Origin of the sequence: Psychrobacter sp. (assembly GCF_030454045.1) — a bacterium.
Classification (GTDB): Bacteria; Pseudomonadota; Gammaproteobacteria; order Pseudomonadales; family Moraxellaceae; genus Psychrobacter.
Window position 1 is genome coordinate 41,631 of the sequence record NZ_JAKDJE010000004.1, and the last position, 16,615, is coordinate 58,245.

General features: G+C 45.7%; 10 protein-coding genes and 1 pseudogene. 3 read left to right on the forward strand and 8 right to left on the reverse strand.

What is annotated here, in order from left to right:
• The first annotated feature begins 13 nt into the window (after positions 1-13).
• Positions 14-2,581: an excinuclease ABC subunit UvrA gene (gene uvrA, locus L0G63_RS01445; protein ID WP_301449059.1), complete on the forward strand. Its 2,568-nt coding sequence runs from the start codon at positions 14-16 to the stop codon at positions 2,579-2,581.
• A 422-nt stretch (positions 2,582-3,003) separates the two neighbouring features.
• Positions 3,004-3,735 carry a zinc-dependent peptidase gene (locus tag L0G63_RS01450; RefSeq protein WP_301449060.1) on the forward strand — a complete coding sequence of 244 codons (732 nt, stop codon included), beginning with the start codon at positions 3,004-3,006 and terminating at the stop codon, positions 3,733-3,735.
• A gap of 155 nt (positions 3,736-3,890) precedes the next feature.
• On the opposite strand, the gene L0G63_RS01455 is transcribed toward L0G63_RS01450, so the two are convergent.
• Positions 3,891-4,556: a hypothetical protein gene (locus tag L0G63_RS01455; RefSeq protein ID WP_301449061.1), complete on the reverse strand. Its 666-nt coding sequence runs from the start codon at positions 4,554-4,556 to the stop codon at positions 3,891-3,893.
• Positions 4,557-4,782: 226 nt separating this feature from the next.
• On the opposite strand from L0G63_RS01455, the gene L0G63_RS01460 reads away from it, so the two are divergent.
• Positions 4,783-5,271, forward strand: a complete 489-nt coding sequence (locus L0G63_RS01460; protein ID WP_301449062.1) for a hypothetical protein — start codon at positions 4,783-4,785, stop codon at positions 5,269-5,271.
• A 346-nt stretch (positions 5,272-5,617) separates the two neighbouring features.
• Here L0G63_RS01460 and L0G63_RS01465 read toward each other — a convergent pair whose 3' ends face one another.
• The 7 genes and pseudogenes from L0G63_RS01465 to L0G63_RS01495 form a co-directional block, all read right to left on the reverse strand.
• On the reverse strand, positions 5,618-7,921 hold the full coding sequence (locus tag L0G63_RS01465; RefSeq protein ID WP_301449063.1) for a TonB-dependent siderophore receptor: 2,304 nt from the start codon (positions 7,919-7,921) through the stop codon (positions 5,618-5,620).
• A 295-nt stretch (positions 7,922-8,216) separates the two neighbouring features.
• Entirely contained in the window at positions 8,217-9,191 is a 975-nt protein-coding gene (locus L0G63_RS01470; RefSeq protein ID WP_301449064.1) for a siderophore ABC transporter substrate-binding protein, read from the reverse strand.
• Complete coding sequence (locus L0G63_RS01475; RefSeq protein ID WP_301449065.1) at positions 9,188-9,964, reverse strand: ABC transporter ATP-binding protein; 777 nt, start codon at positions 9,962-9,964, stop codon at positions 9,188-9,190. The genes L0G63_RS01470 and L0G63_RS01475 overlap by 4 nt, the downstream gene beginning before the upstream one ends.
• Positions 9,961-10,911 carry an iron chelate uptake ABC transporter family permease subunit gene (locus tag L0G63_RS01480; RefSeq protein WP_301449066.1) on the reverse strand — a complete coding sequence of 317 codons (951 nt, stop codon included), beginning with the start codon at positions 10,909-10,911 and terminating at the stop codon, positions 9,961-9,963. The genes L0G63_RS01475 and L0G63_RS01480 overlap by 4 nt, the downstream gene beginning before the upstream one ends.
• Positions 10,908-11,849 (reverse strand): ABC transporter permease, encoded by a 942-nt coding sequence (locus L0G63_RS01485; protein WP_301449067.1) that lies wholly within the window; start codon positions 11,847-11,849, stop codon positions 10,908-10,910. Before L0G63_RS01485 ends, L0G63_RS01480 begins: the two co-directional genes overlap by 4 nt.
• A gap of 333 nt (positions 11,850-12,182) precedes the next feature.
• The gene (basC, locus tag L0G63_RS01490; protein ID WP_301449068.1) at positions 12,183-13,520 is read right to left on the reverse strand and encodes a putative histamine N-monooxygenase; all 1,338 of its coding nucleotides are present in this window, start codon (positions 13,518-13,520) and stop codon (positions 12,183-12,185) included.
• Positions 13,521-13,625: 105 nt separating this feature from the next.
• A pseudogene (locus L0G63_RS01495) lies at positions 13,626-16,606 on the reverse strand (condensation domain-containing protein).
• Between the last annotated feature and the right edge of the window lie 9 nt (positions 16,607-16,615).

Sequence of the window (16,615 nt, forward strand, 5' to 3'; positions counted from 1 at the left end):
GAAAAATAGCGTCATGGCCAATCCAAAGCAATTAGAAGCAACAGAAAATAAGACAAGTATCGTCAAGAACGCTCTATACAACCCTAATCAAGAAAATATCCAAGTCAGAGGTGCGCGTGTTCATAATTTAAAGAACGTCGATGTGGATTTGCCGCGCAATGCCTTAGTGGTCTTTACGGGTATATCTGGATCGGGAAAATCCTCACTGGCATTTGGAACCTTGTTTGCTGAGTCACAGCGGCGCTATCTTGACTCGGTCTCACCTTATGCTAGACGACTGATCGATCAGGTTGATGAGCCCGATGTCGATGCCATCGAAGGGCTGCCGCCAGCCGTGGCACTGCAGCAGCAGAGAGGCACACCATCGGTTCGCTCATCCGTGGGTAGTGTGACGACTATTTCTAATGGCTTACGTATGCTGTACTCACGAGCAGGAGCATATCCTGCTGACCAAGAAATGCTGTATGCCGATGCATTTTCTCCCAATACGCCAGATGGGGCTTGCCCAAGATGTTCGGGTATTGGCCGTGTATTTGAAGTCACCGAAGAATTGCTGGTTCCAGACAATACCAAAAGCATTCGCGAGCGAGCTATTGCCGCATGGCCACCAGCGTGGCAAGGTCAAAACCTGAGCCGTATATTGACCACGCTCGGCTATGATATTGATAAACCTTGGCACACCTTACCAAAAGAGACCCGCGATTGGATTTTGTTTACCGATGAGACGCCAACGGTACCTGTTTACCCTGAGTACGATATCGCGCAAACGCGAGAGGCGATTGAGAAAGGGGAGAAGCCAAATTACATGGGTACATTTACCAGTGCCAAAAACTTTGTTTTGCACTCTTTTGCGACCACTCAAAGCCCGCGCACCAAGAAACGCGTTTCGCAATTTATGCAGATATCCGAGTGTCCAGAATGTCACGGCAAAAAACTTAAGAAAGAATCACTGTCGGTTAAATTTGCAGGACTTGATATAGGTGAGCTATCGCAGCTCACATTGACGGATATGGCCCAAAAACTTGAGAAAACAGCACACACCAAAGTGGCAGATGACACACCAAACCGCGAAAAAGCCATCGTTGCTCAGCGTATTGCCAGTGATATTCTCTCGCGTATCGAAGCACTGACAAGGCTTGGGCTCGGTTATCTGTCACTTGAGCGTACCACACCAACACTATCGCCTGGTGAACTGCAACGATTGCGATTAGCGACCCAAATTCGCTCGCAGCTGTTTGGCGTGGTCTATGTCCTCGACGAGCCATCAGCAGGTCTGCACCCTGCTGACACGCAGGCGCTGCTTGGTGCGTTAGATGAGCTGATTGCGTCTGGCAATTCGGTATTCGTCGTTGAGCATGATGTGAGTGTCATTAAGCATGCTGATTGGGTGGTCGATGTTGGTCCACAAGCTGGGACGCATGGCGGTGAGATCGTCTATAGTGGGCCTATAGCGGGGCTACGTGAGGTTGAGGGGTCACATACGGGTCGATATCTCTTTGCCAACGATATGCCTAATACTCTGTCGAAAGCTGATACCAGACAGCCAACCGCATGGCTCAATCTTGCCAACATTGAGCGCAACAATATCACAGGATTGGATATTGCCTTTCCACTTGGGGTAATGACCAGTGTCACAGGTGTATCAGGGTCAGGTAAGTCGAGTCTTGTCAGCCAAGCATTGGTTGAGTTGGTCAATGCAGCACTGGGGCAAAAAACGGTTGCAGAAGCGCCTGTAGGTGAGGCAGATTTGCTTGAGCAAGAGCTTGAGACAGTCACTGGTGGTGAAATTGTCGCTGGCATGGAGCAAGTCCGTCGTCTTATTAATATCAATCAAAAGGCGATTGGGCGGACACCGCGCTCCAATCTGGCGACTTATACAGGATTGTTCGATGACGTACGTAAGCTGTTTGCCGCAACTAAGCAAGCAAAAGCACATGGCTATGATGCTGGACGTTTCTCGTTTAACACCAAAAAAGGTCGCTGTCCAAATTGCGAAGGCCTAGGGTTTGTCAGTGTAGAGTTGCTGTTTTTGCCCAGTGTCTATGCGCCGTGTCAAGTCTGTCATGGCGATCGCTATGATGAAGAGACGCTTGCCATCACGTATCGAGACAAGAACATCGCTGAAGTGCTGAACTTGACGGTGGAGGCGGCTCATGAGTTTTTTGTAGATGAAGCGCCTATTTTGCGTGCCTTAGAGGCGTTGCTACAGGTTGGGCTTGGCTATCTGCGCTTGGGTCAGCCAGCCACTGAGCTGTCAGGCGGCGAGGCGCAACGCATCAAGCTGGCAACTGAGCTACAACGCACGCAGCGAGGCGATACGTTATACATACTGGACGAGCCCACCACAGGGCTACATCCTGCTGATGTGTCCATGTTAATGGCTCAATTGAACGGCCTTGTCGATGCAGGTAATACGGTCATCATGGTTGAGCATGATATGCAAGTAGCCAGTAATAGCGACTGGATAATTGATATTGGCCCAGGCGCGGGTGATGAGGGCGGGTTGATTGTTGCTCAAGGAACGCCAGAAGACGTGGCCCAATCAGAAGACAGTCGCACCGCACCGTTTTTATTAGTGTGATTTTATTGATGTGACGACCAGTCTTCAAATTGGGTCTAAGGGTGAAAGGTCTATCCCCAATAGTTATCAGGGCATTTGGGCAATTCAACTAACGTGCGACGTAACGTATCTGACCATTTATGACGGATGGTATTAAAATATTCATCACGCTCATCAATACGGCAACCTTTTGGTAAGATTAAACTGTCATTACAGTTAGGCTTACAGTATAAATTTTAAAACATAATGTATGGATGACAGTCTGCGCCGCTCAGTAATTTATTTATGAGCGGCGTTTTTTATACATTTTAATATAGTAATTATCATGGCGTGCTACTGGTTATCGCTATAGTATACGTAGAATGGCTGGCCTATATACTAAGAATGATAAGGATAAAGTGTATGTTTGACATCATAAAAGACTAATGATAAGGATAAAGTGTATGTTTGACATCATAAAAGACTGGCGCGAGCAGCGCATATTGGACAACAGCCAGTTCACGCATGAAGACTGGGCGCGGGCGGCTGAACGTATCGCTATCCTTGATAGGTTAAATGAGGAAGAGAGAGGCCGTTTATTTGACTTGACGACGCTGTTTTTGGCGGATAAATCTATTACCGGCGCACAAGGGTTCGAGGTTACCGATGCGGTCAGACAGTCTATTGCGCTACAAGCCTGCCTGCCGATCTTATATCTTGGTCTTGAGTGGTATAAAGGCTGGTCATCCATCATTATTTATCGCGGCTCATATAAGAGCAATCAAACCACCATGGACGAGTTTGGGGTGGTGCATGAGGGCAGTCAGCACCGTAGTGGTGAAGCATGGCAGCGCGGGCCTGTGATACTGTCATGGAAAGATGCTAAGCACTCAGGCGAGCGTGACGGTCATAACGTCGTTATTCACGAGTTTGTGCATAAGCTTGATATGATGAATGGCCGCTCCAATGGCTTTCCACCGATGCAGCCTGATATGGATCCTGAGCGCTGGACACAGATTATGACTCGCGATTTTGAGGATTTTCAAACGCATCGCAAATCAGGCTTAGACCGTTATGGTGCGACCAACCCTGCCGAGTTTTTTGCGGTATTGAGCGAGGTGTTTTTTGAAACCCCGCAAAAGCTGGTTGACGCGTATCCTGATATTTATGAGATTATGACGAAGTTTTTTAAGTAAAGTCCACTTTAGGCAAAAGCATAATTTTAAATTTATATATCAAAAATTGAATATAATTCAATATGATAAAGATCTAAAAAGGGCAATGCTTCGTGTATGAAGCATTGCCCTTTTTTAATACATTTATTTGACCATTCAGATGCTTACGCTGTTATTTAAACCGTCCACTGATCGTTAATAACAGCGACGAGATAACGTTTCCCTTGATATTCATCAAACACCAAGCGCAACACCCGCCAGTCTAAACCGCTGTATTCATCACTACCTTTATAGTAAAACTCAACGACATCAGAGTTTTGATATATTTTATTTAGGTTATTGATGCTATTGCCACTTTTTTGAAACTCATTGACGCTAAGAGTAGCGTCATTAAAGGTTTTGGCCTTTACCCAAGTGTCTAGGTACTCTGGTAGCGGTATGATTAATGGCTCACCAGAGCCGTCACGTTCACCCCAAGTAAAGCGGATTTTGGACTGCTGCAAATACTGTGCATATTGCTCGCGGCTAAAAACCTTGTCTGACTCAGGGCGTACGTAAGCATACATTGAGAAACGTACGCCACGCGTGGGGTGAATGTCATTGGCTATTCTAGAAAAATTTTTATTAGCCAATGCATGCTGTATGCGCAGTGCCTGCTGTCTAAGGGTTTGTTGACTGATATCGGTGCTAGTAGGGGGGGATGAGATACTAGTCGGTTGAGCGACAATCGCTTCGCTGGACTCAGAGGCAGACTGACAACCAGTCGCAGTCAAAGTAAGCAATAAAAGGCTACTAGAGGCCAATGTGGCAAGTTTCGTATCAAAAAAAGCAGGTAGTCTCATAAAAGCATCCTTACCATAGTGGTTATTGAAAATTGTATAGAAATGATGGATTGCTAAAAATTGGTACAAGAGCCAGCAATCAAGGTTGTTAGCAGGCAATATCAATGATATGTAAGCAGAATTTTGGTAAGTAAACCTGAATGATACGATAAGACAGCAAAGTCCTAATATGGCTATGATGTAATGGATCGTAACACTTATCCTAGAAAATTCTGTAGAGAGCACCATGCCAACCTATAAATCGCTGACATTGCTATTGACGACAGGACTGATGACTATCGGAAATGCAACAGCAGATTTGACAAACGTATCGCCTAAGCAAGCAGCCATGAAGATTGCAACCATCACAAAGATGTATCAGCAAGACATCGGGGATGAAGGCATGAGCAATCCTGCGGTGCTACAGCAATATGCCAATGAAGATTTGCAAGCGGCTATGCAACTAGAACAAGATTATTTTGATAAACATCAAATGTCGTGCAATATCGATTATGATGTGTTGTGGAATTCTCAAGATCCTGATTATACTCAAGACAAAAAAATATCGATGACTGAGCAAGGATTGGTTCAAGTCAGCTTGGCGCAAGGTGGTGATATCTATTATAAATTGACGTGCGATTCTGCTGATAAGAATGGAGATTGCCAAATCGCAGATGTCATTTTGAATGAAGACGGTGGAACTTTGAGTCAGCATTTGCTTGAAGCGTGTCGTTAGTAGAAAACTGAATTGATATTAAAAATGTTAGCGCCAAGCTATATGACGCAGATTGATATTTACTCTTATACTGAAACCGCTGGTTTGTTTTCGCATAATGTATATTATGTTAAACTAAGGCTACCGTACAATAAGTTCATGGGATTATACTTTTATGAAATTAGGTTTGCGGTGTTAAATAACCATTGAAGCTGTACAGCCTCATGGTTTGTAGCGGCTAATACCTACACATTGAATAGATTAATCTTGACTTCATAGATCAAAAAAACCCTGCATGCTATTACTTATATAGCATGCAGGGCTGAGCCTTCATCAGTTATACAATTTCGAAAACCCTTGGGTCAAATCAAAAATCCATCGTTGCTGACAGCAAGAACGTACGCGGCTCACCTATGGCCAAATCGTTGTAATGTGCCGTTGTCCAATAGGCCTTATTCATCACGTTTTCGACACTACCGCGCAGTGTCAGTGGTTTGTCATTAACAGAAGTCAAATAGCGCGCACCCACACCATATATAGTGCGACCTGGTAGGGACTGTATATTGTCATTTTCGAGATATTGTTTAGACACCGCATTTGCATTTGCTGTTAGCGTCAAATTTTCTACGAGAGGTAAATCCCACTCTACGCCGATTTTAGATTGCCACTTTGGCACACCAGCCGCTTGGTTGCCTTCGTTAACCCCATCATTCATTTTAGTCAACTTAGCATCAATATAGCTGATACCACCCATTAAGCGTACATTTTCAGCAGGCGAGCCAAACACGCCCCACTCCAGGCCTCGATTACGCTGAGCACCAGCATAAGAAAAAATATTGGTATCGGTATCGGTATAACTGTTGGGTTTTTCGATTTCATAAGCACTTAGAGTATGAGAGAAATTACCAAGATCGATTTTTATACCGACTTCTTTTTGTTTGGTCTTATAAGGCGCAAATATCTCGCCAGCATTTTCTGCATCTGTTGGTGCTGTATCTCCTTTACTTAGTCCTTCTATGTAATTTGCATACAAAGACGTCTGGTCGGTTATCTTTACTGAGAGCGCCACTGACGGCGTTACGGCATTTTCATCATATTTGGCACCTGTTGATAACATGCCGCCTGTTTGTTCTGTTTTTAGCTGTTGATAGCGAGCCCCTAAGGTGAGTTGGTATTTATCCTGATCAAACGATAACGTGTCTGCAATGCCATAGCTGGTCAATTCGGTGTCTGTCGCAGTTAAAAGTGGCGGATTCAGATCTAAATCAGGTCTGGATCCCCACACAGGGTCGTAGATATTGGTATCAACACTGACACCACGGAATCTTGCTGCATACAAATTGTATTCCTCTTCATAGCGGGTGGCATTGACTGCTATTTGGTGTCCAATATTGCCCGTTTGGAATTGACCATTTAAGCCTACTTCAAGCGATCTTCTTTCGTTGTCATCGCCTACGTATCCAACGGTGGTACTGATATCTCCATCAGTATTAGATATCTGAGCATTATCTGCACTGAGTCCGTCATAATTCCATTTGGTTACCCCCATGGAGGCATACGTTGTCAATTGGTCATTGATATCAAATTCAGCGCGTCCTATGGCCCCTTTGGTTTGAGTCTCAAAATAGGCCCAACTGGGATTTAATAATGTATCTGGATCTGGAACACTAGGAATATCAACACCTGATGCTAATGTAACTCCTCGAGTCGGCCCATCCACATGGTCTGTTGTCGTATAAAGGTCGGCGGATACTCGTGCACGCTCACCGCGCCAGTCCAGTGCAATAGCTGCTGATTGCGCTTGCTTTTCTTGATCATCAACGGCGCTATCACCCTCTCTATAAGCCCCATTTATACGAACACCAAATTGCTTGTCTTCACCAAAGCGGCGACCTATATCGACATGCGCGCCCAATTGTGAGTCTGATAGATATCTAGTGGTCAGCTGTGTCAGCGGCTCATCCCCTGCTCGTTTGGTGACTAGGTTGACAGAACCGCCGATAGAGCCGTTGGGAGACATGCCATTGAGCATTGCTGATGGACCTTTGAGCACCTCAACACGCTCAAACATTTCAGGTGAGCTACGATAGTAAGGTGCCATACCAGTCAATCCATTGACGGTCACATCATTACTACTCGACGCAAAACCACGAATATAATAACTTTCAAGACTCTCTCCACTGGCACCGCTGGTATAAACAGCGGGATCCGTTGCAGCAATAACATCGGTAATATCTACCGCTTGTTGGTCAGCGATGAATTTATCGGTGTAACTGATGGCACTAAATGGCGTGTCTAAAAAGTCTTTATTACCCAAAAATCCCATATTATTGGTGTATGTCACCTGCCCGCCAGCATAGTTAGAGTTCTCCTCAACGTCAGCTTCAACCGTGATTGCTGGTAGTGTGACCGTTGGTAGGTCTTGATCCGCTTCTGTGCTCTGGTTTTGTGCAGTAATGGTCATATCAGTGGCTTGTGTACTACTGACTGGCGTACCGTTGGTCTGGGCATAAGCGGCGGGCATACCCAAAAATACAGTACCAGCAGCTGCCCCACATAAAAGTGCCAGTTTTGCTGAGACAAAATAATTGAGAACAAAAAATGGTTTGTGCTCTGTGAAAGATTGCTTGACGTTGGGGTGTTGGCTTGAATGTTGTTGAAGTTGAGACATAGCGATATCCTGTCGTTTTGATAAACAAATAAGTATTAAGTTAATAAAAAATAATGATAATAAAAATACAAATGATAACTATTTACATAAAGAAGCTAAAAAATAACTTATTTTAGCTTCGATTGAGCAACTTGCCTGCCTTTCTTGGCAATACTAATTATCTGATATAGTCAATCCACTATAAAAGCGTTACAGCGTTAACCTCGCTTGAAATATGACATATACATCTGTACTCAGTTGCCTTGTACCACTCTTAAATTAGATCAACGATAGTATCCGTGATACATTGATGTCTTTAAGAGGTCGTCTGATAACCCTTTAACACATCATCCATCATAATGTTCAACGAGGTCGGACTGGCTGCAGTGATATACCATGCATCGGCATCAACAAACACAACGTGGCCGTTTTTCCATGCTTTGGTTTGACGCAGTAACGGATTGCTCACGTCATCAGGGCTGATGGTCGCGCGATGCTCCATAACCGCAGTACGGTCGACGATATAGATGATGTCAGGATCTGCTTGCTGTATAAACTCACTAGAAATCGGCTGACCGTGCAGGCTGGTATCGTCAAGTGTGCTTGCTGGCTTGACACCTAAGTCATTAAAGATAAAACCATAGCGAGAATGCACGCCAAAATTACTAAAAGCCCCATTGTTATGCAGTACCACCAGCGCTTTTTCTGGGCGATTTTTTGTTACTGCTTGTACGTCTTGCACTCTTGCTTCTAGCTGCGCGACCTGCTCTTTTGCCAAAGCTTCTTTATCAAAAATCTTACCCAAGGCCAACAGGTGATTTTCAACATTTTCGACATGATGCGCCTGACTGTCATTAAAGCTCACATCGAAGTGTAGCGTTGGTGCAATCTCGGACAGCTCTTGATAGTTTGCTGCATGTAGCGGAGTCATCAAAATAAGGTCAGGATGTAGCGCATATATGCGTTCCATATTGGGCTGAACAATAGCCCCTAAATCCTCTATATCAGCATTTTGTTTGTATTGAGCCAAAAAATGCGGCACGTAGTCTTTGACCATGCCTGCAATCGGTACACCAAGCTGGTCTAGAAAGTCAGCTTCGTTCATATCGAGCACGGCAACCCGCTGCGGACGATGATCGAGCACGGTCGTACCAAGTTCATGCTCGATGGTGATGGGCGTCTTTAGCGTCTGCGACGCAGCAGACTCATGAGATGCTTTTTCACAGCCTTGTAAGGGGATGGCTGCCATGATGGCAAGCATCCATACCCAACCTTGTTTTCTTACATTCATATACTCACTCCTGATAAATTAAAGTAATTGCATAAACAACCACGTTCACTACGAATAATCTCAAACTCAAGATCATACAATTCACTCAAGTTACTTTCGGTCACCACCTGCTCAGATGAGCCACTAAAACGCAGTGTCCCATTTTTTAATGCTACGATATGATCTGAATAATTGGCCGCAAAGTTGATATCGTGAATCACCAAAATCACCGTCCGACCCTGCTCGTCACATAAACGCCGTAACGCTTGCATGATGTGTACTGCATGCTTCATATCCAAATTATTCAAAGGCTCATCCAGCAACAACACATCCGTCTGCTGGGCGATGGTCATTGCCAAAAAAGCCATCTGCCGTTGACCACCGCTCAATTCATCTAAATAAGCGTAGCGTAAAGGCGCTAATGCCAAAAACTCAATGGCATCATCAATGATATGGTGATCTTCTGCCGTCAACGCACCGCGGCTATACGGAAAGCGTCCAAAAGAAATCAGTTCCTCCACCGTTAAGCGCAGATTAAACCCAGGCGACTGACGCAGCGTCGCTACATGATGAGCATATTCAGCAGTTCGGATATCACTGATGTCGCGACCCTCGAATAAAACCTCACCGCCACTTGGTTCTAGCAGTCTGGCCATCATCATCAATAGCGTGGATTTCCCAGCCCCATTAGGGCCAATCAACGACGTCACTCCGCCCTTAGGAAAAGCCAAACTGATCTCAGACAGAACACTTTTGCTGCCATAGCTTTTATACACATTGTTAATCGTAATCATGTAAACCCTCTAGTACGAACCGTCAGCGCTAGAAAATAGATACCACCCACAAGGTTGACAAGAATACTGACGCTGGTTTTATAATTAAAGACGTGCTCAACAAAAATCTGAGCCACTAAAAAGATAGCAATCGTAATGGCGCAGGCCATTGGCAACGTGACCTTGTGGCGGTTACTACCTGCAAGCACATACGCGATATTAGCAACAAACACCCCCATAAACACCGTAGGGCCAATCAAGCTTGTAGACACTGCCACCAAAATAGCAATGAGTGCCAAATACCGTTTGACATACTTGGTATGATTCACCCCAAGGGACTGTGCCTGATCACGACCCAACGCCAACACATCTAATATAGGCAAGGTTTTGCGGCCAACCCATAGCGCGGTTGCAACCGCAAGTACCCCATAAAACAACGTCTCAGGCTGAGATCGATTGAATGAGGTATAGCTCAAACCCTGAAAAACAGAAAACTCGCCAGGGCTGATACGCAATTGAATAAACTGAGTCACTGTGCCAATCACCATAGTCAGCACCAAGCCAAATAACAGCAAGGTGTAAACATCGTTCTTACAGCGCGGAAATAGCCAATGGTGCAGTGCCCACGAATACGCCAGCATCAGCGCGATAGAGACCATAAAGTTGCCGCTCACCCCCAAAAACAGTAGCCCTTGCGTACCCATCAAAAAGAGCAATAGCACTTGCCATAATAAATAAACCGCTTCGTAACCCATGATCGAAGGCGCTAAAATTCGATTGCCCACAATCGTCTGAAAAATGATGGCTGAAAAAGCCAAGCAAACACTACCCAAAATAATGGTGGCCAAGCGAATCAAGCGCTTAGGAATCAAATAATCAAAATCTAGACCTGAGCCGATGAATAAAAAGATAAGCGCCAAGATAATAATCAATACAAACATTATTCGAAACTTTGTGGTTACCGTCATCTGACACCCCTCATAATCAGCATGAGGAAGACCACGCCGCCAAGCCCGCCTGCCGTAAGACCAATGGGCACTTCAAAGGGGTAAATCACCAGCCTGCCAAACACATCACACAGCAGCAGCAAACATGCGCCGCCTAGCGCCACAATGGGCAGCGTTCGCGACAGGTTTTCTCCATACTTTAACGCCACCAGATTGGGCACGACTAACCCAACAAAAGGTATCGCACCGATGGTGATGACTGATGCGGCGACTGTCACTGATACCAATATGAGACCCAAAGCGGCAGTGGTGACATAACTCAGCCCCAAACTGGCCGCCATCTCTTCACCCATACCGACCACCGTAAAGCGATGCGCATAAACATAAGCGAGAATAGTGATGGGCAAGATAATATAAATCAGCTCATAATGCCCTTGAACCACCCGCGAAAAATCTCCCAACAACCAGCCTTGCATGCTTTGCAAGATATTGTGTTGGTACGCATAAAACTCAGCGATGGCGCTGAGTACACTGCCATACATCAAGCCAAGGACAGGAATCAGTACAGAACGCTTAAGCTTAATACGGCTGATAATATAAATAAAAATCAGACTCGTAGCAAAACAAAAGACCAGTGCAAATATCATCTTACTGCCAGTACTCGCACCAGGAATCATCGTCAGTGACACTAAAATTCCAAGCTTGGCGGCATCCATTCCCCCTGATGTTGCAGGCTCAACAAACTTGTTACGCACGATATGCTGCAAAATAACGCCACTGACCGACAGCCCTACCCCTGTCAGTATCAACGCGATCAGCCGCGGTATACGACTGGCCATAAGCGTCAGCCATGCGTCCGTAGAAAAAGAAAATAATTCCGACCACATTATATGTTTGGTACCAATCATAAGAGAGGCCAGACATAACGTGGCAAATAAAACTGACAACCTTAATATCATGAAAAATCTGCTGCGCTTGAGAATAGAGTTTCACTCATAAGCATCAGTGGTGACACAGCTGTGTTAGTGATGCGTCAAACCACAAATATCGCCATAAACAGCAAAAAACATTGCTGTAAATATAGCCATACTTGGCACGGTCTAACAAAATTCAGCTGTTTTAACACACACTATCGGAATCATAAGACCGATGCGGACATGCCCCACTATACTTATAATAAAAAACAGAAAAAAAGGCTGTGCTTACTGTCAGTAAGACAGCATCCCATTTGTTGACCACCAAACACGTAAGTGGTTCATTTATTTACCCTGATCAAAATACCCTAAGCCTCATTACTGATCTAAGAGCGCATCCTTAGGAATACCGTACGTTTGAAAGGCCGTACAGCTAGGAATGCGATACACCTCGCGCCCCAATACCTGATTGATAATCACTGCATTTCGATTGGCACCAATACCCAAATCTGGAGAACCGACCCCTTGTTGGAATATTTCTGAATTTTGTATAAAGATTCGCCCCAAACCTGTATCACACCTAAGCGCCGTAAAGTCTTCTTGCACTATAAAATCATCCTTACTGTCCGTTGCCAGTACCGACCCTTTTAATTGCGTGAGCCATTGTGGCCAGTCATGCACATAACCGACAGCAGCAATCACGGCGTCTGTCTCTAGGGTAAAGCGCTGCGCTAGCTGCGTGTGCAAACACTTGATCTCAAGCGCCCCTGACTGGGCGTTTTCTACAATAGATTCCACTTCGCAGTTTGGATGTAAAGATAAGCCCGTAGGCTTTCCACCGATGGAACGCTCATACAGCAGATCATATATATCGGCGATGGTTGAGCAGCTGATTCCTTTATATAACAGCCCTTGATCCCCTGCGATGTCACGGCGTTTCTCTCGAGACAGGCTTTGGAAGTACTGCATATAAGCGGGTGTAAAGCACTCTTGACCAAGCTTTGAGGACTCCATAGGATGAAATCCTGCTGAGCGGCTGATCCAGCGAATGCCCGCTCCTGCGGCAACTTGAGTAGGTGTCAATGATCCTAGCAGTGCTAGTACACACTCAGCCGCACTTTGTCCTGAGCCAACAACGGTCACTTTTTGGCATTGCGCTAAGGCTTGTTGTAAGGAGGCAAACTCAGCGGCATGCTTGACCAAAGGATGATTACTATCGGCCAGCCATTTGGGCATATTCGGTCTTGTACCAATACCAATGGCCAAGTTGGTGCTGCGATATTGCGTTTTTTCTCCTGATGCTAATGTGCTGTCGATGACAAAGTGGTCTTGCTTGGCATCATAAGTAATATCATCGACATGCTCACCAAAATAGCAGCTGGGTAACTGTGTGACGGCCCAGCGGCAATAGTGATTGTATTCAACGCGCGGGATTAAAAAGTGTTCATAGTAATAAAACTGGTATAAGCGGTCATGCTGATGTAAATAGTTCAAATAGCTCAGCGTATGGCACGGATCTGCCATCGTGACAAGGTCGGCAAAAAAAGGGACTTGTAGCGTCGCACCAGACAAAAGCAGTCCCTTGTGCCACTGAAACTCGTGCTTACGCTCTAAAAATCTCGCCTGAACAGTGCGGTGCTCTGAGAGCAATGCCGCCAAGCCCAGATTAAAGGGTCCAAGACCAATACCTATAATGTCAGCAATTTTTTTATTCATTGTGCATAAGCCCTTAATGTCAAACGGTTCCAATATTCAATAGTGCTGGTTTTTTGATATGTCGTTGCAGCAGCATGTCTCTTTTGCGGCGCTTTGTTGCGTGGCCTATCCAGTCTTTAAGAGCCGCTGCACCTCAGTTACATTGCGGCAATGCAATAGCTGCGCTGGCGAGAGCTGCACTGCATAAGTGTCATAAAGGCGCTTTGAGATGGTTTTGAGGTGCTGAGGACGCAGACCCATGGTCATAAAATTCATGGTTTTATCGACAGGCGTATCACTCACCTGACCGATGATGTCTAGATAAATATCAAATAAGGCTTGCTGGCAAAACGTGGTCGTCATGTCAGCGCTGTGCTCTATAGCGACAGGAAGATATGGTGAGACATCAAAGTGAAAGGCTTGTGAGGCGACAATTTGATGAATCGCGGTATCTATAGCCTGCAATAAGCAGTCAATGGTCTTGGTAGCAATGGCTTTGGGCACATGGTCAATATCAAACACGAGCGCGCCATCATGCTGAGTGGTAAAGCGAATATCGATCGCTACCTGCGGCGTTTGCGTCAGTCCACGTTCTAAGCACATGTCATGATCTATGGTCAGTACCGGCCAAGACAGACCGTTGGTAATCACGATAGGCAACACAGGCGCGGCATTGAGTTTTTCAAAGAGCAATCGCGCCAAATCCACCCCTGAAAATGACAAATGCTGTAAGCCTTCGAGCACATCGACTTGCAAATTTGAGGCTTGCTTAACGAAATTTTCTGAACCAACTAGCCACTCAACCGCCATAAACGTGGAGTTATTGACAAGCGTGCCTGTGTATAAGGGTAAAACAGGCACCGCAACCACTATGGATTGCTTCGTCTGCACTTGTGAGAGCAGCTCTAGAATGAGAGCCATAATCACAGAGTTTTTGAACAGCCCTTGTTTTGCCCCAATTTTTCCCAATTGCCGAAACGTCTCCGCTGGTACGACCAAACTGCGGCGCACAAAATGGGCAGCGCCCAGCTCATTTAATGGTCTGATCCATGGCAATGTAGGCACGTTGGTAACGGTAGACAGTTTTTGTACCCAATAGGCCATGTCCGCTGCACGTGACGCCGCTTTAGATTCAGCCTTAGGCATATCTGTTATCACAGCGGGCACAGTCACAGCCTTGGTTGTGGCAGACGGCGCTGTAAACAGCTCAAGCATTAAAGACGCGATCGCGCGGCCATCAAGAATGAGCGCATCAAAACGTATAAAGAGGCGCAACAAGCCATCTGTTAAATGAAAGGCCGTGATGTTCCAAGGCGCGCCCTGCAAATCAAACATTTGGTGCGTATACGTCTCTCGATAAGACTGTAGATAGATAGTGGCCTCTTTGGCTGAGAGGTGGTGCAGATCAATCTCTTGTAGATTGACATAGAGGTCATTACACACATACTGAGTCAGTGTGGTCATATTGATATGAGTGCGTAGACTCTCATGCCGCTTAACAATATCCGTCAAGCGCTGCTTGAGCACAGTCATATCCATACGACCATAGTATTCACGGAACTCCTGCATGGCAACGCCGCCAAGCGGCAACTGTGTCGTACGACCAAGTAGATAGGCTTCTTGTATCGCGGACAATGGCTGCTCGTCAGTCACTATGGTTTTATGATCAGATGGCTGCTCGCTTTGATGACTAGTTTGCGGCTCAGGTTGATAAATAATGCCTTTGGGCAGTCGATTAAACGCCATATCAAGAACAGTAGGATTTTGACTAACTTCTCTCAATAAGCCGATAAATGAGTGAAACAGCGCGGTGACCCACGCCAGTGGCAATGTGTCCAGACGTATATCCCAATTTACCAATATCCCACTCTCTACGCGTACCACCTGAGCATCCAAGGCAACCTGCGGACCTTGAGACGTTGTCCATATCATGTCACCAAAGGCTTGTTTGACATTTTCAGAAAACAGCATTCCTTGCGGTAAATCCAAAGCGGCAGTAAACACCACAGGCGTCTGCTGGGCCGCACCATGATAGCGAGACAAATCCCTCATGATGTTGACACCCGCATAATGGGCATGGTCTAGCAGCTCAATCATCTGATCAGCCACATTTTGACACAGCGTACCCAAGGTTTTGGCTGTCGCTGTGTCTATATTGACAATGACAAAATTAGAAAAATCGCCAATACACTGGTCAATATGGTCTACCACAGGCGCGCGCCAAAAGGTTGGGACATTGAGTCTAAAGAAAGTATCTTGGGTGGCCTGACTCAAGGCAAAAGCGAACAGACCAAGCATTATGCTAGAAAAGGTGATTTTTCGCTGACGCGCCAGCTGCTGTAACGCTTGGTACTCTACGCTTGTCAGCTGCTCACTGAGACAATGACTCTGCGCCGTTTTTGCTGCGCTATCACCCACTGGTAATGAGGGCATTGGAGCGATGCCTGGAAGACGCGCCCGCCACCATGATTTGTCTCTATGATGGCGCTGCTTGATGCTTGCATCTGCTTGCATGGCCTCATGCCAATCAAAAAAGCAGACAACAGGCGTAGAAGTGATGTCTATACCTTGATAACACGCCGCCAAACCCTCTATCAACTGACAAAAGCTGGAGGGATCGACCGCGATCATATCCGTGTCAATATGCAAACGAAAGTTTGATTGATTGAGCAGGCTGACGGAGTACCTTGCCGTTTGACCACTGGTCAAATCCAGCTGCTGGTGCGTCCATTGCTCGCGTTTATTTTCCAAATACTGTACTTGCTTTTGGGGAGTCAGCACGCTTAAATCATCAACTTCAAGCAGGGTTTTTGGTGCAGATGCGGCAATAGTAGGAATGCCATCTGAGCTGAGGCGCATTCTCAAGATAGAATGCCTTAAATGCATATGCTGTAAGGCCGACTCTAGCTTTTGTAAATCAATTGATTGCCCGTCAAATTCAACATAAAGATGGGCGGCCACCCCACCTAAAAATTCAGACTCGCTGATACGGCCAAACCAGCATGCGGCTTGCATGGGAGTTAATTCACTCATTATGTGCTTACTCAGTTGACAAAATAATATATATGAGGCACTGTATCACAAATGATAATCATTAGCATTAACATTTACAAACA